Origin of the sequence: Mesosutterella multiformis (assembly GCF_003402575.1) — a bacterium.
GTDB lineage: Bacteria > Pseudomonadota > Gammaproteobacteria > Burkholderiales > Burkholderiaceae_F > Mesosutterella > Mesosutterella multiformis.
This window is the reverse complement of the sequence record NZ_BGZJ01000001.1, coordinates 945,003-966,012: the sequence shown is the minus strand read 5'-3', so window position 1 is coordinate 966,012 and position 21,010 is coordinate 945,003. Positions and strand designations below refer to the sequence as shown.

Below are 21,010 nucleotides of genomic sequence, written 5' to 3'. Positions count from 1 at the left end.
AATTCTCTGAGAAAAAGGCGGACTGCAGTGACACCGCAGCCCGCCTTCAGAAAGCACAAAACCTGATGCCTGCTGTTACCGGGTACCGCGCTTCTTATTCTCGCTCATAGCAAGCTTTGCCACCTTGCGGGCAAGCACCGCTGTCGGATCGACAATCGCGACCCGCGAATCAGCAATCGGGAATTCGTCCGTCTCATCCAGAATCAGAGGCAGTTCCGTGCAGCCCAGAATCAGCACATTGCAGGCGTATTCACGCACCAGATATTCCGCGGCGCTCAGAAGTTCATCCCGGCAGACCCCTTCCGTGAATCCTGCCTTCGCGCCCTGGGGACCGTAAATCGCGGACATCACGAGTTTCTGATGCTCTTCATCCGGGGTAAAGAGCGGCAGCCCCATGGCCTCAGCCTTCTTCGAATAGATACCGGTCTTGATCGTGCCGGAGGTTGCCAGCAGACCGATGCGGGGTTCCTTGAAGCGGGTCGCGATATCTTCAAGAGCCGTCTGCTGCATATCGACAAAAGGCACCTTGAGGTAGCGCTTCATATAAGGAAGGAACGCGTGAGCGGTATTGCAGGGAATGATGATCGCGTCACAGCCATCCTCTTCGAGACGCTTGGCTGAGTGATAGAGGCAGATCGTCGGGTCAGTCTTGCCTTCAAGAAGGCATGCGGTACGGTCCGGGGTCTGAGGATTCTCCTCAATCACAAGCTTGAAATGCTCCTGATCCGTCTTCGCAGGGGTTGCCTTCACGATCTTATTAAAGAGATCCACTGTCGCCGCCGGTCCAAGTCCGCCGATCAGACCCAGTTTGAAGGGCTTCGGTAGCGGCTTCGGTTCCGAAGCGGCCGCGGCTTTCGCGAGGATCCCGATCGTATCGAGAACCGGAATGCCTTTTTCAGCGAGTTTCGGCGCTGCGAGCGCCACAGCCTCATTCATTGGCAGGACCACGTCCACGGTTCCCAGCCTCCCGGCAGCCGCGGCGAGCAGCTCGACCGCTTTGTCGGTTACACCGGATGCCTTGATTTCAGCAATCGCCTCCCCAGTCAGCTTCTGAGCCTCTTCGTCCGCCGGCACCGGCTCAGCGCCGCCGGCAAAGATTCTCGCGTGAGAGGAAGCCGAGCACTGCGCATAGGCGCACTTCAGCACGCCCACCTTTTTCGCGCCCGAAACTTTCAGTTCCTCTCCGATCGCAGAGAGCCAGTCAAGCACCGGCGTCGTGATTTCAACCTGCAGTTCATCCAGGTATTTCTGGACCGCGACGCAGGGCAGAAGAATCAGATCAACACCCTCTTTCTGAAGTCGGATCGACGCGTCGAGCGACAGCATCTTCTGATCACGCAGATGGAACAGGGGATCCGGTGCGTCTTTTCTCGGCGGTTCCCAGTCCATGACCACTTCGACCGGACGTCCGAGCTTCTGAGCTTCCGCGATCAGCCGGGTCTTCAGTTCGACAGCGGCCTGCGGCAGAATGCCGGCGACAATACCAACTTTCAGCTTATTCAAAGACATATCCATACACCCCGTTCAAAAATAGTTTTCTGCAGAGTCCAATAATGATATTAGCCCATCTTACTAAGGCTAAATACCTAAATCCCTGAAAACACCCCGAGACCAATCATATAGAGCGCTGAGGATGGGGCGTCCTTGTTCTCCAGTCCGGACTGCTAACTGATCAAGAGTCTCCACGTAGCTGTCCTTCCTGCCTTCGATTCTTTGCTTTGCGTCGTGCAGCCAGAGCGTACGTTCATCATCCGTCAGCGTTTCGGGGAAATTTCTCGCCCGATACCGGAGAAGCAGCTGGTCATAGACCGGATTGTCAAAGTGAATCCTGCCCTCGTGGTAACTTTCCGCAAGCGCTTCCCCGGTCAGTCCCGACACTTTCTCAACCATGCGGGAATCCGAGCGTGACGGGAACCCGGAGGAGTAAAGCGCCTCATCAGGATCCTGCTCGGGCTCCGGGATCTCTTTCTCGTGAGCCTCTTCGAGCCCGGCGATCAGCATAGCCGTCACTTCACTCATTCTCTCAGGCGTGAATTTTTCCGCATTCCGTTTCACCGCCTCGAGATCGATGCCGAACTTCTCCGCCTGTCCCCCGCTCAGAACACCGAGATGACTGCAGACGAAGGGACACTTATTCACGCGGAGCGTATAAACAGGCAGCCTCGGATCATTTTCATCACCTGAGGTGAAGATCCGTCTCTCCACATCCTCAGACCTCAGCGTGAAAAGCTCCTCCGGATCCCGTTCCAGATCCCAGAGGAGGACCCGGTTCGGGTCGTGCGGCATCGCGGCGATTTTCAGCGCGCACTTCAGATAACCGTGCGTCTGACCGATATGGCTGTCCACCCAGACGACCGGTCCCCGGTTCAGCTCCTCAATCACGGCCTGCTTGCCGCGATGCTTAAATGCCCACTGCCAGAGTTTCGGTTTTGTTTTCCGGATCAGACCGGCAAGAGCCACCGTACCGTACACATCGGAAAGCGCGTCATGTGCCTTTTCATGTGAAATGCCGTTTGCGGCCGTGAGACACTCAAGCTTGAAGGTGTGACCATCGAGATCGGGATTCTCATCCTTCAGAATGCGCTTCGCTTCAAGCTTCGGAATCCAGTCCTTTCTGAGCGGCCACTCAATCCCCTCAGGCCGCAGCGCCCAGACCGCCAGCGTGATCGGATACAGATCCCAGCGGCTGCAGCCCGCGGAATACTCCCTCGTGTACGGAGGAAGGAAATTCCGCCAGAAAAGGAAGCGGGAAACCTCGTCATCAAACGACAGATTGTTGTAGCCGATACCAATGGTGTCCGGTTCGGAAAGCCGGGCGAAAACCGCCCGGGCAAATTCGTTTTCCGGGAGCCCGTTTTCCTCACAGTACTGGGGAATAATGCCTGTCAGAAGACAGCTCTCCGGAGAGGGGAGAAAATCGCGGTTTGGCCTGCAGTAGAGGACTTCTCCCTCACCTATGAAGTTCAGATTTTCATCCGTTCTTACCCCCGCGAACTGAGAGGGACGTCTCTCGTCACCCCGGAGGCCGAAAGTTTCATAGTCATGCCAGTAAAACGTGTTGCTCATCCTTCTCTCCCGCTGCCCCGTTTCAGGCCAGAATTACATCAAACTGCTCCTGGGTGTAACCCGGTTCCACCAGGAGTGAAACCGGCTTGCCAATAAACTCGTGAATCAGTTCGAGTGCCGGAGACTCACTCTCCAGAAACATATCGATGACAGTCTGAGAAGCGAGAATCTTGAACTCCTTCGCGTCGGTGTACTGGCGCCACTCACGGACCACCTCACGGAGGATTTCGTAGCAGACCGTACGGGCGGTTTTGATTTCCCCCCGGCCGCCGCACACCGGGCACGGTTCACAGACCATATGAGCGAGCGACTCACGGGTACGCTTCCGGGTCATTTCGACGAGGCCAAGCTCAGTAAAGTTACTCACCGTCATCCGGGTGCGGTCCTGAGCGATGCCGCGGCGAAGTTCAGCAAGAACAGCCGCCCGGTGTTCGTCACTCGTCATATCGATAAAGTCGATGATGATGATGCCGCCCAGATTCCGAAGCCTCAGCTGCCGGGCGATCGTCTGCGCCGCTTCCAGGTTCGTTTTGAAAACCGTGTCGCCGAAATCCTTCTTTCCGACAAAACCTCCGGTATTCACGTCAATCGTTGACATCGCTTCTGTCTGATCAAACACCAGATAACCGCCGGATTTCAGATCCACACGGCGGCGAAGCGCCTTCTCGATTTCATCCTCGACGAGATACTTCTCAAAGAGCGGGATTTCGCCGCGGTACAGCTGGAGCTTCTCCTCGGCGATCGGGACGAAGGTCTTCGCAAATTCCTTCAGTTCCTTAAAGGTGTCCTGGGAGTCCACCAGAATCGCCGCGGTCTCCGAATGCACCATATCGCGCAGCACCCTCTGCTCAAGTGACAGCTCCTGATAGAGAAGCGAGGGAGCGGGCAGGTGAGATGCTTTGTACTGAATCTGTTCCCAGAGCACTTTGAGGTAACGCATATCGGAGCGGAACTCTTCCTCTGTCGCCCCCTCTTCAGCGGACGTCCGGACAATGTACCCGCCCTTTTCTTCCTCAGGCTTCAGGCGGCTCACTTCGTCACGAAGTTTTTCCCGAAGGTCCGAATCCTCAATACGCTGGGAAACGCCGATATGGGGTTCGCGGGGAAGATAAACGAGCTTCCGGCCGGCAAGCGACACTGTGGTCGTGAGCCGCGCTCCCTTCGTTCCGATAGGATCCTTTGCCACCTGCACCATCACGGCCTGCCCCTCATGCAGCACGCGCTCGATCGGGAGAGTCTTATCTCCCTGATGCGCTTCTGTGATGTCGGCGACATGAAGGAACGCTGTCCGCTCGAGTCCGATGTTGATAAAGGCGGACTGCATGCCAGGCAGCACCCGGGCCACGCGTCCCAGATACACGTTTCCCACAAACCCGCGGGACACCTGCCGCTCCAGATGGATTTCCTGCAGGATGCCGTCCACCAGAATCGCCACGCGGGTTTCCCGGGGCGAATAGTTGATCAAGACCTCTTCCACGATGATTTCCTTTGTTGCTGCCGGACGGCTTTCGGCGTAGCTCCCATGAGCCCAGGGGCTGAACCCCGCCCCCTCGAAGAAATCCGGCCTGCTTTAAAATTGGTTGATTCATTGTAAAGTCGAAACCCGCCCCGGCGGCTTCCGTTTCTGTCCAACTTCTCTTATTTAGGCCATCTCTTCCATGTACGATCAATACGAAACACTCTTAAAGCACGTTTATGAACACGGAGTGAAGAAGACTGACCGCACAGGCACCGGAACGATCTCGGTTTTCGGCTACCAGATGCGGTTCCCGCTCTCGGAAGGCTTTCCTCTCGTCACCACGAAGAAGCTGCATACGCGCTCGATCATTCATGAACTGCTCTGGTTCCTGAACGGCGACACAAATATCCAATATCTTCACGACAACAAAGTGACGATCTGGGATGAGTGGGCGGATAAGGACGGCAATCTCGGTCCTGTTTACGGCGCTCAGTGGCGTGCCTGGAGAACGGCAAACGGCGACAAGATCGATCAGATCAGCGAAGTGATTGACCAGATCCGGCATCATCCTGACAGCCGGCGGATGATCGTCTGCGCTTGGAACGTGGGCGACATTCCTCACATGGCACTGCCCCCCTGCCACTGTCTTTTCCAGTTCTATGTGGCGGACGGCAAGCTTTCCTGCCAGCTCTACCAGCGATCCTGCGATCTGTTCCTCGGCGTGCCCTTTAATATCGCGAGTTACTCGCTCCTCACCCACATGATGGCCGCGCAGTGCGATCTTGAACCGGGAGACTTCATCTGGACGGGCGGTGACTGCCACATCTATCTCAATCATCTGAATCAGGTGCGTGAGCAGCTCTCCCGCACGCCGCGCGCCTACCCGACGCTCACACTCGCAAGGAAGCCCGCCGATATCTTCTCCTACCGGTATGAGGACTTTGTGATCGAGGGCTACAACCCGTGGCCCGCCATCAAGGCGCCGATCGCTGTCTGATCAGACTGAAACCCAATAAACAAAAATCTCCGGATGCTTTTCTGAATGGCATCCGGAGATTTTTCTGGCGGGAGTTTTCCGCGATCAGCACTCAACGATGCAGACCGCAAGGCCTCCCGTACTGGTTTCCTTATATTTATTGCACATATCACGGCCCGTTTCGAGCATCGTCTGAATCGCCTCATCGAGCGAAATATAGTGACGGCCGTTGCCCGCCATGGAAAGCCGGGCCGCGGCAATCGCCTGCGTAGCCGCCATCGCGTTGCGTTCAATACACGGAATCTGGACCTGACCCGCCACCGGGTCGCATGTGAGCCCCAGATGATGCTCAATACCGATTTCCGCCGCGTTCTCGATCTGGTAGGCATTGCCGCCCATCACCGCAGCGAGGCCGCCTGCCGCCATGGAGCAGGCGACACCCACTTCACCCTGACACCCGACCTCAGCGCCTGAAATTGAAGCGTTGGTCTTAAAGAGAATGCCAATCGCGCCGGCCGTGAGCAGGAAGTCCCGAATACCCTTTTGATCCGCCCCGGAAACAAACTGACGGTAGAACTCGATCACCGCGGGGATCACACCCGCGGCGCCGTTCGTCGGAGCGGTCACAATGCGGCCGCCCGTCGCGTTTTCTTCCCCTACCGCGAAGGCGAAGGAACAGACCCAGTCAAGCACAGCGAGCGGATCATCGGTGAGTGAAATCTTTTCAAGGCGCCGCTTCATGCCGGCTGCGCGGCGCGCGACCTTATAAGCACCGGGGAGCATCCCCTCGGTTCTCAGGCCGCGGTCCATTGCCTCCTTCATCACGCTCCAGATGTGATCCAGCTCACGGTCGATTTCCTCATCAGTGCGCCAGACGCGTTCATTCTCGCGGACGATTTCCGGGATCGTTTTTCCATCCCGGCCGCAGAACGCAATGAGTTCCACCATGTGCTTGTAGCGATACGGGAGCACCACCTGATTAAAAGCAGCCGGCACTTCCGGAATATCCGGATTCTCTTCGCTTCCGGCAACGACAAAGCCGCCGCCTACCGAGTAGAAGCGACGGGCGAGAAGCGTATGCCCCTCGGCGTCGAGCGCCGCCACATCGATCGCGTTTGTGTGGAATCGGGCAATCTTTTCCGGGCTGAAAGTGATGTCGCGGTCCCACTCGAACCCAATTTCAGACTCTCCACCCAGCTTCAGGCGACGGTTATCACGGATATCCGCGAGAATCGCGGGTTCCGCGTCCACGTCGAGCGTTTCAGGCTCCAGCCCCATGAGGCCAAGCACAAAGGCCGTATCGGTCGAGTGCCCCTTGCCGGTTGCCCCAAGACTTCCCATCAGATCCACAGTGATCCGTGCGACCCGCGGCAGCATCTCCCGGTGGGAGAGCATGCGGATGAAAAGCGCGGCGGCTCTCATCGGTCCCACCGTATGCGATGAGGACGGACCAATGCCGACGCGGAAAATGTCAAAAACGCTGATTGCCATGATTTATTTATTGATTCCTGAACCGGCTGACTTACCTGAGCCGGATGACTTTGCCTGCGCAGACCCGATCCTCACCGCCCGCGCGGTAGGACACTTCGGCCTCATCCCCGATATGGCTTTCGGCCGGGAGCAGCGCGAGGGCAAGAATAGTACCCGAGTCTGAGACAGTCCATGTGGTGATGATCCCGCCTTCAGAGGAGTTCCCGCGGAGCACTACTTCAGGAGCGGAGTCGAGCTTCGAGGCATCATCCTCCGACTGAATTTCAAGCACGCCAAGGCGGCAGCGGATTCCGGCTCGGTACCGGGCCTCGGTTAGGGCGCGTCCGATGAACATACGGGCCGGATCAGAGAAGTCGACTGACGAGCCAAGACCCACTTCAAGCGGAGAGGAGGATTCGTCGTAATCACAGCCAAAAGCGGGAAGGCAGATCGCCGTGCGGGCGGCTTCCCAGGCTTCTTCACCGATCGGAGCGGCACCGGCCGCGGCCAGTTTCTTCCAGAACGCATCCAGCTTCGCAGTCTCTCCCTGAATGAGGAAGATATCCTCAAAGGCGCAGACCTGAACACCCGCTTCCGGCTCCGTGAAGCTGCCCGCCTTCGGAACGGCGCAATCCACCTTTTTCAGCGTGTCAGAAGCAAGGGGACCGCCAAGCCAGAATACGTGACGGTCTTCCGGCTGCTCCACTTCGGCCTCAAAAGACACCGCAACCTGTCTCGACCAGGCAAGCCCCGTATCCGCCGTTTCCGGGAACAGCACGACATCCCAGTACCCCGTGTGGGCAATCACGGCCACTTCCTGCATGACACCGCCTGACGCATTCAGCATCGAGGCGAGAAGGCAGTCGCCCGTAGCATGCTTCGCCACATCAGCCGTAATCAGACGGCGAAGCAGCTTCTCACCGTTCTCACCCTCGGTACGGATCACCCGGGCAGCCCGGACATCTTTCAGGAAGGCGCCGGTCAGAGCCGAATGCCTTTCAGCCGCCGCGTCTCCGTAGCTCAGAATGAGCTTCGGGGTATCTTCCGTCCATTCGATACCGTCAAGGCCGGACGCAGCCGGCAGAAAGTCTTCGCTTTTCACCATCTCACTACTCTCCTGATTCTGATTTTTCACACGCTTATGCCCGGGGAAGCGTCACACCGTGCTGCTTCTGATACTTGCCGCCGCGGTCCGCATAGCTCACCTCACAGGGCTCGTCGCTCTCAAAGAAAAGCACCTGCGCGCAGCCTTCTCCCGCATAGATCTTTGCGGGCAGCGGAGTGGTATTGGAAAACTCCAGCGTCACATAGCCCTCCCACTCGGGCTCAAACGGCGTCACGTTCACGATGATGCCGCATCGCGCATAGGTCGACTTCCCGAGGCACACCGTAAGCACATTCCGGGGAATCCGGAAGTACTCCACCGTGCGCGCGAGAGCGAACGAATTGGGAGGAATGATACAGACATCGGACTTCACATCAACAAAGGATGCCGGATCGAAATCCTTCGGATCCACAATCGTCGAATTGATGTTGGTGAAGACCTTGAATTCATCCGCACACCGGATGTCATAGCCATAGGAGGAGGTCCCGTAGGAAATGACCTTTTTATTGTCAACGTACCTGACCTGCCCCGGCTCGAAGGGCTCAATCATGCCGTGCTCTTCAGCCATCCTGCGGATCCATCGGTCGCTCTTGATCGTCATGCTGTTTCCTCCTTTTCCTGCTCCGGAGCAGAGGCCGGAGCGCTCTTTTCACTGAACTGAATATTGTAAAGGTGGGCATACAGCCCACCCTTCGCAAGAAGCTCCGAATGCGTGCCGGACTCCACAAGACGCCCGGACTCCATCGCCACGATCCGGTCCGCATTCTGAATAGTGGACAGGCGGTGCGCCACAATGAAGACCGTGCGCCCCTTCATCAGATGGGCGAGCGACGCCTCGATGTACTTTTCGCTTTCCGTATCCAGCGCGCTCGTCGCTTCATCCAGAAGGAGAATCGGCGCGTTCTTCAGGATCGCGCGGGCAATCGAAATCCGCTGACGCTGTCCGCCGGACAGCTTGGATCCGGATTCGCCGACCTTCGTCTGAAGGCCATCCGGAAGAGACTCAATGAGAGAGGTGAGGCTGGCCGCGTCCGCCGCGCGCCGGATCTCTTCCTCAGTCGCTCCCGGAGCGCCGTATGCGATATTCGCGGCAATCGTGTCGTTGAAAATCACAACCTCCTGACTCACCAGGGCGATTTGATCTCGAAGCGACCGGAGAGAAATCTCACTCTGCTCCAGCCCGTCATAGAGAATCTTTCCCTCAGTCGGATGCCAGAACGCCGGAATCAGGTGAATGACAGAAGACTTGCCGGCACCCGAGGGCCCGACGAGCGCGATTCTTTCCCCGGGCTTCACGGAAAGCGAGAAATCCGTAAGCGCATTTTCCTTCGCGCCTTCGTAGCGGAGCGAGACGTGTGAAAACTCAATCCGGCCCGTGCTCTTCAGCTCTTTCTTTCCGCCTTCATCCTCAAGCGGTTCGCCCAGGAGCGCATAGATACTGTCAGCCGCCGCTCCCATCTTCGCGATCGAGCCATTGAGCCCCGAGAGATGGCGGATTGAAGGCATCAGGAGCAGAAGCGCCGAGAGATACGTCGTGAACTGTCCCATCGTGAGGAGCCCCTTCTGGGCCTGAACCAGAGCCACAACAAGCACAACAGACACCGCGCTCATCGTGACAAGCTGCGTCAGCGGAGTTCCCGCGCCCGCCACCTTCTGCTGCGCCATATTGAGGCGCTTGAATTCCTCGCTGATCCGGGCAAAGTTGTCGGCTTCCCGTTCCTGGGCGCCGTAGATCTTCACCATGCGGTGGGCATCAATCATCTGGAAGAGACCGGAGGACATCGATCCCATCGTCTCCTGCATCATCTTCGTGAACTGACGCATGCGGCGGCTCACCCAGCGAAGGATGATCGCGATGAAGGGCGCGAGAAGCAGCGTCACGGCCGTGAGCCGCCAGTCCTGCCAGACAAGCACCGCGAGGAGCGCCACGATCTGCAGCACATCGCGGATGATCAGCGTGAGAAGGCTGGACGCGCCGGACAGCGCATTCGACGCCTCATAGAGAAATTTCGACACGATCTCACCGGTCGAATACTTCTGATAGACGGACTCCGGCCAGTAAAGGACGTTCCTCATCATCTGGGTTCTGAGATCCACCATCACAGACTGCGAGACCTCCTGCAGCCAGTAGCTGCTGAGGAACGTTGACCCGCCGTGGAGCACGGTGATCCCCAGGAGCGCGACCGGCGCCCAGAGGAGCACGTAGGGATTATGTTCATAGAATCCCATATCCGTCAGTTTCCCGAGCAGCATCGCGATCAGCGAGGAAGATCCGGCAGTCACCGCGAGTGCGATAACAGCGTAGATGATCCACTTCTTATAAGGGCGGAGCATCTTCAGCAGACGGACAATATTGGGGTCAGCAAGAGACCAGCGCTTCTTCGCGCGGCCGGGAGAGGCGGATTTCATCTCTGTCATCTTTTTTCAGTAGGTTTCACACTGCCGCTATCATATCCGCTAGGGGCGTCTCATCAGAAGATGCCTCATCCCTCAGTCCAACTCAACCGTAAATAATCATGTCCAAGACTGTTCTATGCCGGCTTCCCAATCATGTTGGCGACTGCATGATGACCCTTCCCGCGCTTCAGCTTCTCGCTGACAGCGGCTTTACCCCCTCGCTCATCGGGAAAAGGTTTGCTGAAGACCTCATGGCAGGTATGGGGTGGCGGTATGACCCGATCGAAGGACAGGTGCTGAAGGATCTGGGGCGGGTGAAGGAAATTGCCCGGAGTACCGGGGACTCTCCCCGAGGCGTGCTTTTCCCGAACTCCTTCGGTTCCGCGCTGCTCTTCAAGCTGGGCGGTATCCGCTCGGCCGGCTACCCGACAGACGGACGCGGATTCCTTCTTGACGCCAGGCTCGCCGAGCCCGGTGTCACGCATGAAGTCAACCGGTTCTTCACGGTGGCGCGCGAAGCGATTATCGCCTGGGGCGGCACACCGGCGCGCGATAAGCCCACGCCGCAGCTCGGGCTTAAGCTGCTCGCCCGTCATCGCGCCGGCGCCCGCAATATTCTCCGCGACAATCACATCACCGAGGATCAGAAGTTCGTGCTTCTCGCCCCTGTTGCCCGCGGACTTCATAAGGGTCAGAAGAAGAGCTGGGACCACTTTGACAGCCTTGCGAAATATATTGAGGAACTCGGTTACCTGCCGCTCGCGCTCCCCTCTCCTCACGAAGTGGAGGAAGTCCGGGTAAGCTGTCCTTCCGCAAGAATTCTTGAGCCGACCACCCTCGGAACCTATGCCGCGCTCTGCGAACGGGCCTCTCTCGTCATCGCAAACGACTCCGGCATCAGCCATGTGGCCGCGGGCATCGGCGCCCGTCAGATCACCCTGATCGGCGTTACGGATCCGACCCGCACCGGTCCCTGGAATCCCGCCGCAGTCACACTCGGCTCGGAAGGCCACTGGCCGACCGAAGAGGAAGTGAAAAACACCGTTCACCGGATCCTCACCACCGAGGCTTAGTCTCTTCTTCGCTTTATCCCGACATCCCCATGCAGCCAAAATTCGTTCATCTCCGTTTTCATTCCGAATATTCGATTACGGACGGTATCGTCCGGCTTAACCCCGCCATCAAGCAGATGAAAGAGTGGGGCGTCGGCGCATTCGGGCAGACGGACCTGATGAACATGTTCGGAAGCGTCCGTTTCTATGAGTCCTGCCACAAGGAGGGCATCAAGCCGATCCTTGGCTGTGATCTCTGGATCACGAACGAAGAGGATCCCGCTCATCCCTTCCGTCTCACGGTCTACTGCATGGATCATGACGGCTACCATTCGCTCTGTGTGCTGCTCACGAGGGCCTGGCTCGAAAACCAGTGTCATGTAAAGGGCCGGGGTGAAGTGAAGGAATCGTGGCTCGCGGGAGAGGGGACAAAGGGGCTTATCGGTATTTCCGGCGGTCCCGAGGGCGAGATCCAGACACTTTTCCGCCGGGGAAAAACTGCCGAGGCTGAGGCTGCCGCAGAAAAGCTTGCTCATTTCTTCCCTGACCGCTTCTATCTCGATCTGCAGCGGGCCGGGCGTCCGGGCGACGAAGCCGCCGTCCGGTTTCTCTGCAATACGGCCGCGAAGCTGGAGCTCCCGGTTGTCGCGACGCACCCGGTGCAGTTCCAGAAAAAAGAAGATTTCATCGCGCATGAAGTCCGTGTCTGCATTGCCGAAGGCTACACGCTTGCCGATCCGAAGCGCCCGAAGCGTTACACCGAGGATCAGTATCTCAAGTCGCCTGAAGAAATGATGTCGCTCTTTGCGGACATTCCGAGCGCGATTGAGAACACGGTTGAGATTGCCAAGCGCTGCAATGTCGACGGCATTCTGAGTAAGCCGCAGCTCCCGCTTTTCGAAACGCCGAAAGGCATGTCGCTCGATGATTACATCGATCATCTCGCGCATGACGGCCTTGAGGAAAGGCTCGAATTCCTTTACCCGGATGAAGCGAAGCGGAACGAGGTGCGCCCGCGCTATCTTGAGCGGCTTGAGTACGAGCTCAGCATCATCAAGAAGATGAAGTTCCCGGGCTACTTCCTCATCGTGCAGGAGTTCATTAACTGGTCCAAGACCCACGGCGTTCCTGTGGGACCGGGCCGCGGCTCCGGCGCCGGTTCACTCGTCGCCTATTCGCTGCGGATCACGGATATGGATCCGTTGCACTATAACCTCCTTTTCGAACGCTTCCTGAACCCGGAACGCGTGTCGATGCCTGACTTCGACGTGGACTTCTGTCAGTGGAACCGCGACAAAACGATTCAGCACGTGAAGGACAAGTACGGCGCGAGTGCTGTGAGCCAGATCGCGACCTTCGGCGCCATGGGCGCGAAGGCTGTGGTGCGTGACGTCGGCCGTGTACTCGGCATGCCTTACGGCAAGGTGGATGAACTTGCGAAGCTCATCCCTGCGCCTCCGGGACAGGACGTTACGCTCGAACTTGCGAAGGAGATGGAGCCTGACTTCAAGAAAAAGATCGACGGAGATGAGCAGTATCAGGAGCTCATGCGTTACGCCGAACCGCTTGAAGGCATCACGCGAAACCTTGGCATGCACGCCGGCGGTGTGCTGATCGCTCCGGGTCCTCTCACCAATTTCTGTCCGCTCTATAACCAGGACGGTCAGCCGGAAAACACGATCAGCCAGTTCGATAAGCATGACGTTGAGAACGTCGGTCTCGTGAAGTTCGACTTCCTCGGCCTCACGACGCTCACGATTCTGAATAAGTGCGTGGAGTACATCAATAAGCTTCACCCGGGTCAGTCTTTCGAACTGAGGCGTATTCCGACCGATGACCCGGCTACGCTGAAACTGTTCCAGGACGGCGATACGACGGCAGTCTTCCAGTTTGAATCGCCCGGCATGCGGCAGCTGCTGCGTCAGGCGCACCCGGACCGGATCGAAGATCTCGTGGCTTTGAACGCTCTTTACCGTCCGGGCCCGATGGAAATGATTCCGACCTACCTCGCCCGAAAGTCCGGCAAGGAACCCGTCACCTACCTCGACGACCGCATGGGCTCAGTGCTCGCGGAAACGTACGGCATCATGGTGTATCAGGAACAGGTGATGCAGGTCGCTCAGGTGATCGGCGGCTACACGCTCGGCGGCGCTGACCTTCTCCGCCGCGCCATGGGTAAAAAGCTGAAGCAGGAAATGGTGCGTCACCGTGCCATCTTCGTCGCCGGCGCCGCGAAAAACGGCGTTTCGGAAAAAGTGGCTAACGAGATCTTCGACTTGATGGCGAAGTTCGCGGGCTACGGCTTCAATAAATCCCACGCTGTGGCGTACAGCTACGTCGCATATCAGACCGCTTACCTGAAGGCTCACTATCCGGCCGAATTCATGGCGGCCAATATGTGTCTGATCCTGACGGATTCAGATAAGATCCGCACGTTTATCGATGACTGCAAGCTTCGCGGTATCAGCATCCTGCCGCCGGATATCAACCAGAGCGACTGGTTCTTCACTGCTCCTGACAGCAAGACGATCCGATACGGTCTCGGCGGCATCAAAGGTGTCGGCGAAGGCGTGATTCTCTCCCTGATGGCGGAGCGAAAGGAAAACGGTCCCTTTAAGGATCTCTTTGACCTCTGCGCCCGGATGAAGAAGCGGGACAGTGCGGGACTTTCCCGCCGGGTGCTTGAAGGACTTATCAAGGCGGGGACCTTAGACACCATCGATCCGGACCGCGCAAAACAGTTCGGAAACCTGGATCAGGCTATGAAGGCCGCCGCAGACGCCGCGCTCTTCGCGGACCAGGGGAGCCTCTTCGGCGACGCGAGCGAACCCGAGCGCATCGTGAACTGGATCCCCGTTACCCCCTGGAGCGAGCACGAAAAGCTGCTGCTCGAAAAGGAAGTGATCGGTTTCTGCCTGACGGGGCACCTCTTCGGCGAATGTCGGGACGAGATCCGGAAATTCATTCCGGAAACCATTCATCAGATCCTCGCTTCCGGCCGCCGTCCGGCGCCAGGAGCCAAAGAGAGCTACCGCTCGAAGGACACTATCCGGTTCTCCGGCGTTGTTGTGGATCTCCGGCAGGTGATCGGAAAACGCGGCCGCATGGGGATCGTGACACTGGATGACGGAACCGGTTCGATCGAGGCGGTCTGCTACTCAGACGCCTGGGATCAGTACCGGGACATCTTCGTGAAGGACGAGATTGTCATCGTGACAGGCCGCAGCCGCTGGGACGAAAAGAAGGAAACCACCTCCTTCTCCATCGACTCTGCGGAAAGCCTTCCGGGATTCCGCACAAGGAGACACGCCGCACTGCATATCGAGGTGAGCGAAGAGCCGGATCTCAAGGAGATCGCGAAGACTGTGGCGCCTTTTGAGAACAGCAAATACGGCTGCCAGCTTGTGTTCTGCATTGACACCCACGGAATGCACGGGCAGGTCGTCGCCCGCCGCCCTGCTTTCGTCGACCCGCAGCAGGAAGTGATTGATCAGCTCCTCCACGTGTCAGGCGTCCGGGACGCGCATTTCGTTTATTCTTAAGCCTACCTGTCACACCTTTGCGAAGAGAGTTCTCATGCCTGAAGAATCGACCAGCCGGGAGCTTTTCCCCCTCAGCATCGTCATCCTGACGAAAAACGAAGAGGATCATCTCCAGGACTGTCTGGAAAGCTGCCAGTGGGCAGAAGACATTCTTGTCGTGGACTCCGGAAGCCGTGATCGGACGGTCGAGATTGCGAGATCCTTCGGGGCTTATGTGATCCACCAGGGATGGATGGGATTCGGTCCGCAGAGGCGTTTCGCCGTCTCTCAGGCTGCTCACGACTGGGTGCTCTGCATTGACGCGGACGAACGGCTTTCTCCTGAACTCTCCGCCTCTATTCAGGCGGCGCTTTCCGGCCGCAGCTCTGACGCCGCACCGCACGTGTATGAATTTGCCCGGAAGACCTGGTTCCTCGGCCGTTTTCTGAAGCACGGGGACGGCTACCCGGACTGGCAGATCCGGCTCTTTGACCGGCGCCATGCGGTCTGGAACAACGAACCGGTTGAGGAAAAAGTAGAGACGGATAAAAAAGCGGTCCGCCTGAAAGGCGACCTCCTTCACTATCCGTCCAATAACCTGAGTGAGTTTCTTCAGAAGAAGATCCGCTTCGCGTATCTCCGGGCTGGCTATCTCCATAAGATCGGAGACGATCACCATGGGTTCAAGATATTCTCCAGCCCGCTCTGCCGCTTTTTGAAGTTTTACTTCCTGAAGCTCGGCTTCCTCGATGGGCTTCCGGGTTTCATCCACACCGCGTGCGGATGTATCTACACCTTCATGAAGTACGCCCGGCTGGTGGAAATCCGCCTGAGCGGCCCCGGAAAAAAGAACTGAGAGAATCACGCCGGCAGATCCTGCCGGCATTTTTTTGAGGCAATAAAAAAGCGACCCGACAGGATCGCTTTTTTGGAATCTTGGTGCGCAGTACAGGGATTGAACCTGTGACCCCCGCCGTGTGAAGGCGATGCTCTACCGCTGAGCTAACTGCGCAATACAGAGATTGATAATTTTACTTTTTTATTTCGGTTTGTCAAATCCTGTCGCTGTCAGGCATTTACGCGGGCTTTGCCGGTGTCTCTTCCGGAGCTGGCGCGTTCGGATCAAACCGCCAGAGGCAGGTTCCCTTGCAGGCCTTGTCGATCTTATCCAGCTGCTCCTCATGCGCCGCGAGTTCACGGCTGTCAGCCCGAATCACGCGAAGGCTTTCCGGAGGGGGAAGCGGCATCAGTTTTTCGGCCGATCCGCGGCCGGAAGCTTCCATGAGGAGGTTGCCCTGCCCGCGGGTGAGCGCAAAGTAGACTTCCGCCAGCAGCCAGGAGTCAAGCAGCGCGCCGTGCAGCGTACGGGACGAATTATCAATCCCGTAGCGGGCGCAGAGCGCGTCGAGGCTGTTTCTCTGCCCCGGATGCTTCTTTCTCGCAATCGCCAGAGTATCCGTGATTCTGCAGATGCTCTCAATCGGAGGACGGCCAATCCTGGCGAGTTCCATATTGAGGAAGCCCACGTCGAACTCAGCGTTATGGATGATGAGCTCTGCCCCCCGGACAAAGTCGAGGAACTTGTCCACGATTTCAGCGAACTTCGGCTCTCCGGCCAGACGCTCAGTCGTCAGGTTATGGATTGCCACAACCTCCTCAGGAACCTCACGCTCCGGATTGATGAGCGTGTGGTACAGAAACCGGTCATCCAGCGTAAGACGCCGTCCATCCAGCTCCACACAGCCAATTTCAACCAGACGGTCACCGTTCTCCGGATCACGTCCTGTCGTTTCCGTATCCAGACAAATCTGTCGCACTTTCTGTTCCGCCTCTTCTCTTATTCGATGTCAGCCGCCAGACTCTCGAGCACACCCGGAGGAATCATCTCACAGGCACCTCTCGTGCCCCGCACCACTTCGACTCCCCAGTTCGCGAGTTCGTCCGCCCGCTCATTGCCGGGATCTCCCGCATGGCCCTTCACCCAGCGCCATTCGATTTCAAACTGATCGACCAGATCGCCGAGCTTCTTCCAAAGCCCGCTGTTCTTAACGGGCTTCCTTGCCGCGGTTTTCCACCCGTGACGCTTCCAGTTCGCCATCCACTGCTCGACACCATTCTTCACGTACTGGCTGTCCGTATGAATCACAATCGGGCACGGCTTCTTCAGGCAGGAGAGCGCCACAATGACCGCCGTAAGCTCCATGCGGTTATTCGTGGTCATGGCCTCTCCGCCATAGAGATCCATCACATGGCGTCCATACACGAGATGCGCCCCCCAGCCTCCGGGACCGGGGTTCTGCTTGCAGGCTCCGTCCGTCCAGATTTCCAGGGTTTTGCTTACAGGGGATTGCATAGTCGTACGTTATCCATTAATTCAGTCATCAGAGCTTACGGGATTCGTCTCTCGATGCGGACTCCGCCGCAAGCTGTGTCCCCGGCTTCCGGAGCGCACGGGCCGCGGCGAACGCCGTGCTCCCGATCAGGCGGGGGCCAGCGATATGTTTGGTGGCGGAAAGCATCACAAGGCTGCCAAGAGCGGGCCACCAGCGGTCGCCCGCCAGATTCATCCACTCAAACCGATGCAGCCCGGCCGCGGTGCGGCTCGGCATCTGATAGGCGCCGAAATGCCCCCGGTCCACTTCAAACCCCAGCAGTGAAAGCCAGTCCTGCAGCCGCTTCAAAGCGATCGGTCGGGCTACGTCAGGCAGAAAAGCCCCTCCGAGTCCAATCCGCGACAGTCTCTGGCGCAGACTCCAAAGCCCCGCGCGGTTAAAGGCTGTCAGCACAATACGCCCTTCAGGGACAAGAATACGGGCTGCTTCACGCAGCACCTTCTGAGCCGGAGCATCAGTTTCCCAGAAATCGAGCGCGTGCGCGAGGACCACAAGATCCTGACTCTCAGAGGCCAGCGGAATTTCCGTAAAATCAGCCAGTATTCTGTTCAGAGGATCCTGACTGGAAAAGTTTTTCAGGTTCCGCGATTCGGGGGGAAGAATCTGAATGTGCGTCGCAATCCGGTTGCCCCGGAGCAGATCCAGCTCAGGAAGACCAATCTGAACCGCGCTGTAGCCAAACACGTCTCCCACGACACCGGCTACCTGAGAAGACTCCCATTCCCGCAGGAACCTTCCGGCCGGCGTTCCCATAAAATCAGGAATGCTCAGCTCTTTGCTCATTCTGGTTCTGTCCCTCAACGATTGACATTTTTACAAAAAGCCTTTCGGCCGTAGCGGCTTAACCTAATAACATAGAGTACCATCGCATAGCTGCCCGCAGAGGCATCCAACACTCTTTTCACGCAACAAATGAAACTGCGACTGATCCCACTTTTTCTCATCGGCATTTACGCGACCGGCTCCATGGCCGCTCCCGCAGCAGGCGTTCCTGCAGCAAGCGATAAGGCCCTGCCCGTTTTGGCATCGGTTCCCGGCACGCCTGCCGCAGCTGCCGCGCCCGCGCCTGCCGCTGACAGGATCACCGAAGTTATCACCGCGGAGCTGCCGGCACCGAACATTGACGTCTGGACCCGTATCCGGAACGGCTTCAAGATTCCGACGCTGGAAAGCGCCCGGGTTGAAACCCAGGTTGCAGCGATCTCGCGGCATCCGGAAAGCTTCGCGAAGACCGCGACCCGCGCCGGCATGTATCTCTACCATATTGTGGGTCAGGTTGAGGCCCGCGGCATGCCAATGGAGCTCGCGCTTCTGCCATTCGTGGAAAGTTCCTTCCGCCCGAATGCCCTGTCATCGGCCAAGGCATCCGGTCTCTGGCAGTTTATTCCCAGCACCGGCACGACCTACTCCCTGAACCAGAACCTCTGGAAAGATGAGCGGCGTGATGTCGTGGAAAGCACCCGTGCGGCTCTGGACTACTTCCAGAAGCTGTACGCGCAGTTCGGTGACTGGCAGCTCGCTCTGGCTGCCTATAACTGGGGCGAAGGCAATGTGCAGAGGGCGATCGACCGCAATGCTCAGGCAGGGCTGCCGACTGACTACTCGCATCTCCGCATGCCGCTCGAAACCGCGAACTATGTGCCCAGGCTCGAGGCGGTCAAACGGATCATCCAGAACCCTTCGGCCTACGGCGTGACGCTTCCCGATATCGGCAGCGAACCCTATTTCGTGCAGGTCTTCCGCGACAAGGATATCGACGTGAAGACAGCCGCCCGTCTGGCCAATATGAAGCTGGATGACTTCAAGCTTCTCAATCCGAGCTTCAATAAGCCCGTCATTGTCGGCGCCCACAACACCGCCATGCTGATCCCCGCGGATAACCTCGACGAATTCATGGAGAATCTCGCTCTGTGGCGTTCGAACGGCAAACGGGTTTCGGCCTGGAAAACGCACCGCTTCCAGAAGGGTGAAACCCTCGCGGATATCGCGCTCGGAACCGGTATGTCTGAAGAGGAACTTCGCGAAGTCAACCGAATTCCGGGCAACCGTCAGGTGGCTGACAATTCTCTTCTCCTCGTCCGGGCTGACGCGGAGTCCCCGCGGGAAGAAATCCAGGGCGGAAACGACTTCTTCCGCCTGGAACCCGTGCCTTCCGTTCCGAAGATCCGTTACCGCCAGATCCGCTACCGCGTGAGAAAGGGCGATACGCTTGAGGAGATCGCGGACCGTCTGAACGTCACCCCGCGCTCGATCATTGTCACAAACCGCCTGAGAAACTCCAAGCTTCGCCGCGGCATGACGCTTATCGTCACAGCGCCTGTGATTCAGCGCGCTCCGGATATGGAGCGGGTGAATTCGGAACGCATTATTTACCGGACGGCCCGCCGCTACCGCCTGAACGCCATGCCTCGCAGGGGCGCCAAGCAGGCCTCGAGCCGCACGGCCCGTTCCCGCAAAGCATCTTCCGCGAAATCATCCCGCGCGAAGTCTTCCGCCCGGAAAACGGTCAAAAGAAAAAAACGCTAGAAGTTTATCTAACTGATTTAGATTGCTAGAATAAGCAACTCTCTAAAATAAGCAATCGTGTTTCTGCTCCTGCCCGGCCGCGCCGCGGTGCAGCCTGGGGCGGATTTCCTATTTCATTAGAAACGAAGAAAAACACCATGGGATTTCTCAACGGCAAAAAAATTCTCATCACCGGAGTTCTGTCCAACCATTCCATCGCGTACGGCATTGCGCAGGTCTGCCACCGCGAAGGTGCTGAACTCGCCTTCTCGTATGCTGGCGATCACGCTCGGGACCGCATCGGCAAGTTTGCTGAGGAATTCGGCAGCGACTTCATTCTGCCGCTCGATGTCACGAAGAATGAACATATCGAAGGTGCTGTGAAGACTATCCAGGAAAAGTGGGGTGGTCTTGACGGCTTCGTTCATTCGATCGGCTACGCTCCCCGCGAAGCGATCACCGGTGACTTCCTGGAAGGCTTCTCCCGTGAAGCGTTCCTCACCGCCATGGATATCTCCGCAGGTTCCTACCCGCTCCTCGCCAAGGCCTTCCTTCCGCTGATGGAAGGCCGTCAGGCTTCCATCCTCGCGCTGACCTATCTCGGCAGCGAGCGCGTGATCCCGAACTACAACACGATGGGTCTCGCGAAGGCCGCTCTCGAAGCGTCTACCCGCTACCTGTCCGCCAGCCTCGGCCGCCGCGGCATCCGTGCGAACGCGATTTCCTCCGGCCCGGTGAAGACCCTGGCTGCGTCCGGCATCAAGGATTTCGGCAAAATGCTTCATGAAGCCGAAGAGATGTCCCCGCTTGGCCGTACGAACACGACGGAAGAAGTGGGCAACGCTGCCGCGTTCCTCCTCTCTGATCTCGCGAGCGGTGTTTCCGGCAACGTGATGTACGTTGACTGCGGCATTCACAACATCATGGGCAACCCCAACGCGGCCTGATAGCCCCGGGATCTGCTCTTTTAACCATTCTTCTCTGGCATGATGCGCCTGCAGTAATGCCAGATTTTTCTATCTCGAGCTGACATGTCCGTTTTCAAAACAGCAGCCATCTTTGCGAA

General features: G+C 57.8%; 16 protein-coding genes and 1 tRNA gene. 6 read left to right on the top strand and 11 right to left on the bottom strand.

Annotation, left to right across the window (positions count from 1 at the left end):
- Positions 1–75: 75 nt before the first annotated feature.
- The 3 genes from cuyB to rng form a co-directional block, all read right to left on the bottom strand.
- The gene (cuyB, locus tag M4NBBH2_RS04545; protein ID WP_116270587.1) at positions 76–1,509 is read right to left on the bottom strand and encodes a cysteate racemase; all 1,434 of its coding nucleotides are present in this window, start codon (positions 1,507–1,509) and stop codon (positions 76–78) included.
- Between the two features lie 69 nt (positions 1,510–1,578).
- Positions 1,579–3,066: an exodeoxyribonuclease I gene (gene sbcB / locus M4NBBH2_RS04540; RefSeq protein ID WP_116269890.1), complete on the bottom strand. Its 1,488-nt coding sequence runs from the start codon at positions 3,064–3,066 to the stop codon at positions 1,579–1,581.
- A gap of 22 nt (positions 3,067–3,088) precedes the next feature.
- Positions 3,089–4,546 (bottom strand): ribonuclease G, encoded by a 1,458-nt coding sequence (rng, locus tag M4NBBH2_RS04535; protein ID WP_174703622.1) that lies wholly within the window; start codon positions 4,544–4,546, stop codon positions 3,089–3,091.
- Between the two features lie 178 nt (positions 4,547–4,724).
- Here rng and M4NBBH2_RS04530 point away from each other — a divergent pair, with 178 nt between their 5' ends.
- Positions 4,725–5,522 (top strand): thymidylate synthase, encoded by a 798-nt coding sequence (locus M4NBBH2_RS04530; RefSeq protein ID WP_116269888.1) that lies wholly within the window; start codon positions 4,725–4,727, stop codon positions 5,520–5,522.
- An 84-nt stretch (positions 5,523–5,606) separates the two neighbouring features.
- Here M4NBBH2_RS04530 and M4NBBH2_RS04525 read toward each other — a convergent pair whose 3' ends face one another.
- The 4 genes from M4NBBH2_RS04525 to msbA are packed head-to-tail and all read right to left on the bottom strand — an operon-like array spanning position 5,607 to position 10,494.
- Positions 5,607–6,992 carry an L-serine ammonia-lyase gene (locus tag M4NBBH2_RS04525; RefSeq protein ID WP_116269887.1) on the bottom strand — a complete coding sequence of 462 codons (1,386 nt, stop codon included), beginning with the start codon at positions 6,990–6,992 and terminating at the stop codon, positions 5,607–5,609.
- 31 nt (positions 6,993–7,023) lie between these two features.
- Positions 7,024–8,076 (bottom strand): aminomethyltransferase family protein, encoded by a 1,053-nt coding sequence (locus M4NBBH2_RS04520; protein ID WP_116269886.1) that lies wholly within the window; start codon positions 8,074–8,076, stop codon positions 7,024–7,026.
- Positions 8,077–8,110: 34 nt separating this feature from the next.
- On the bottom strand, positions 8,111–8,677 hold the full coding sequence (dcd, locus tag M4NBBH2_RS04515) for a dCTP deaminase (RefSeq protein ID WP_022443169.1): 567 nt from the start codon (positions 8,675–8,677) through the stop codon (positions 8,111–8,113).
- Positions 8,674–10,494, bottom strand: a complete 1,821-nt coding sequence (msbA, locus tag M4NBBH2_RS04510) for a lipid A export permease/ATP-binding protein MsbA (protein ID WP_235005588.1) — start codon at positions 10,492–10,494, stop codon at positions 8,674–8,676. The genes dcd and msbA overlap by 4 nt, the downstream gene beginning before the upstream one ends.
- Positions 10,495–10,592: 98 nt before the next feature.
- Here msbA and M4NBBH2_RS04505 point away from each other — a divergent pair, with 98 nt between their 5' ends.
- From M4NBBH2_RS04505 to M4NBBH2_RS04495, 3 genes are read left to right on the top strand one after another with little or no spacing between them, the layout of a single operon-like run.
- Positions 10,593–11,546, top strand: coding sequence for a glycosyltransferase family 9 protein (locus M4NBBH2_RS04505; RefSeq protein ID WP_235005589.1), 954 nt, complete (start codon positions 10,593–10,595; stop codon positions 11,544–11,546).
- Positions 11,547–11,575: 29 nt separating this feature from the next.
- Positions 11,576–15,067 carry a DNA polymerase III subunit alpha gene (dnaE, locus tag M4NBBH2_RS04500; RefSeq protein ID WP_116269885.1) on the top strand — a complete coding sequence of 1,164 codons (3,492 nt, stop codon included), beginning with the start codon at positions 11,576–11,578 and terminating at the stop codon, positions 15,065–15,067.
- Between the two features lie 34 nt (positions 15,068–15,101).
- Positions 15,102–15,902 (top strand): glycosyltransferase family 2 protein, encoded by an 801-nt coding sequence (locus M4NBBH2_RS04495; protein ID WP_116269884.1) that lies wholly within the window; start codon positions 15,102–15,104, stop codon positions 15,900–15,902.
- A gap of 81 nt (positions 15,903–15,983) precedes the next feature.
- On the opposite strand, the gene M4NBBH2_RS04490 is transcribed toward M4NBBH2_RS04495, so the two are convergent.
- From M4NBBH2_RS04490 to M4NBBH2_RS04475, 4 genes are all read right to left on the bottom strand, one after another.
- Positions 15,984–16,058, bottom strand: a tRNA-Val gene (locus tag M4NBBH2_RS04490).
- 64 nt (positions 16,059–16,122) lie between these two features.
- Positions 16,123–16,863 (bottom strand): DNA polymerase III subunit epsilon, encoded by a 741-nt coding sequence (gene dnaQ, locus M4NBBH2_RS04485; protein WP_116269883.1) that lies wholly within the window; start codon positions 16,861–16,863, stop codon positions 16,123–16,125.
- 20 nt (positions 16,864–16,883) lie between these two features.
- Positions 16,884–17,399 (bottom strand): ribonuclease HI, encoded by a 516-nt coding sequence (rnhA, locus tag M4NBBH2_RS04480; RefSeq protein WP_116269882.1) that lies wholly within the window; start codon positions 17,397–17,399, stop codon positions 16,884–16,886.
- A 28-nt stretch (positions 17,400–17,427) separates the two neighbouring features.
- The gene (locus M4NBBH2_RS04475; RefSeq protein WP_116269881.1) at positions 17,428–18,222 is read right to left on the bottom strand and encodes a class I SAM-dependent methyltransferase; all 795 of its coding nucleotides are present in this window, start codon (positions 18,220–18,222) and stop codon (positions 17,428–17,430) included.
- A gap of 129 nt (positions 18,223–18,351) precedes the next feature.
- On the opposite strand from M4NBBH2_RS04475, the gene M4NBBH2_RS04470 reads away from it, so the two are divergent.
- The gene (locus M4NBBH2_RS04470; protein ID WP_116269880.1) at positions 18,352–19,965 is read left to right on the top strand and encodes a transglycosylase SLT domain-containing protein; all 1,614 of its coding nucleotides are present in this window, start codon (positions 18,352–18,354) and stop codon (positions 19,963–19,965) included.
- A gap of 137 nt (positions 19,966–20,102) precedes the next feature.
- Positions 20,103–20,891 (top strand): enoyl-ACP reductase FabI, encoded by a 789-nt coding sequence (locus tag M4NBBH2_RS04465; RefSeq protein WP_116269879.1) that lies wholly within the window; start codon positions 20,103–20,105, stop codon positions 20,889–20,891.
- Positions 20,892–21,010 lie beyond the last annotated feature (119 nt).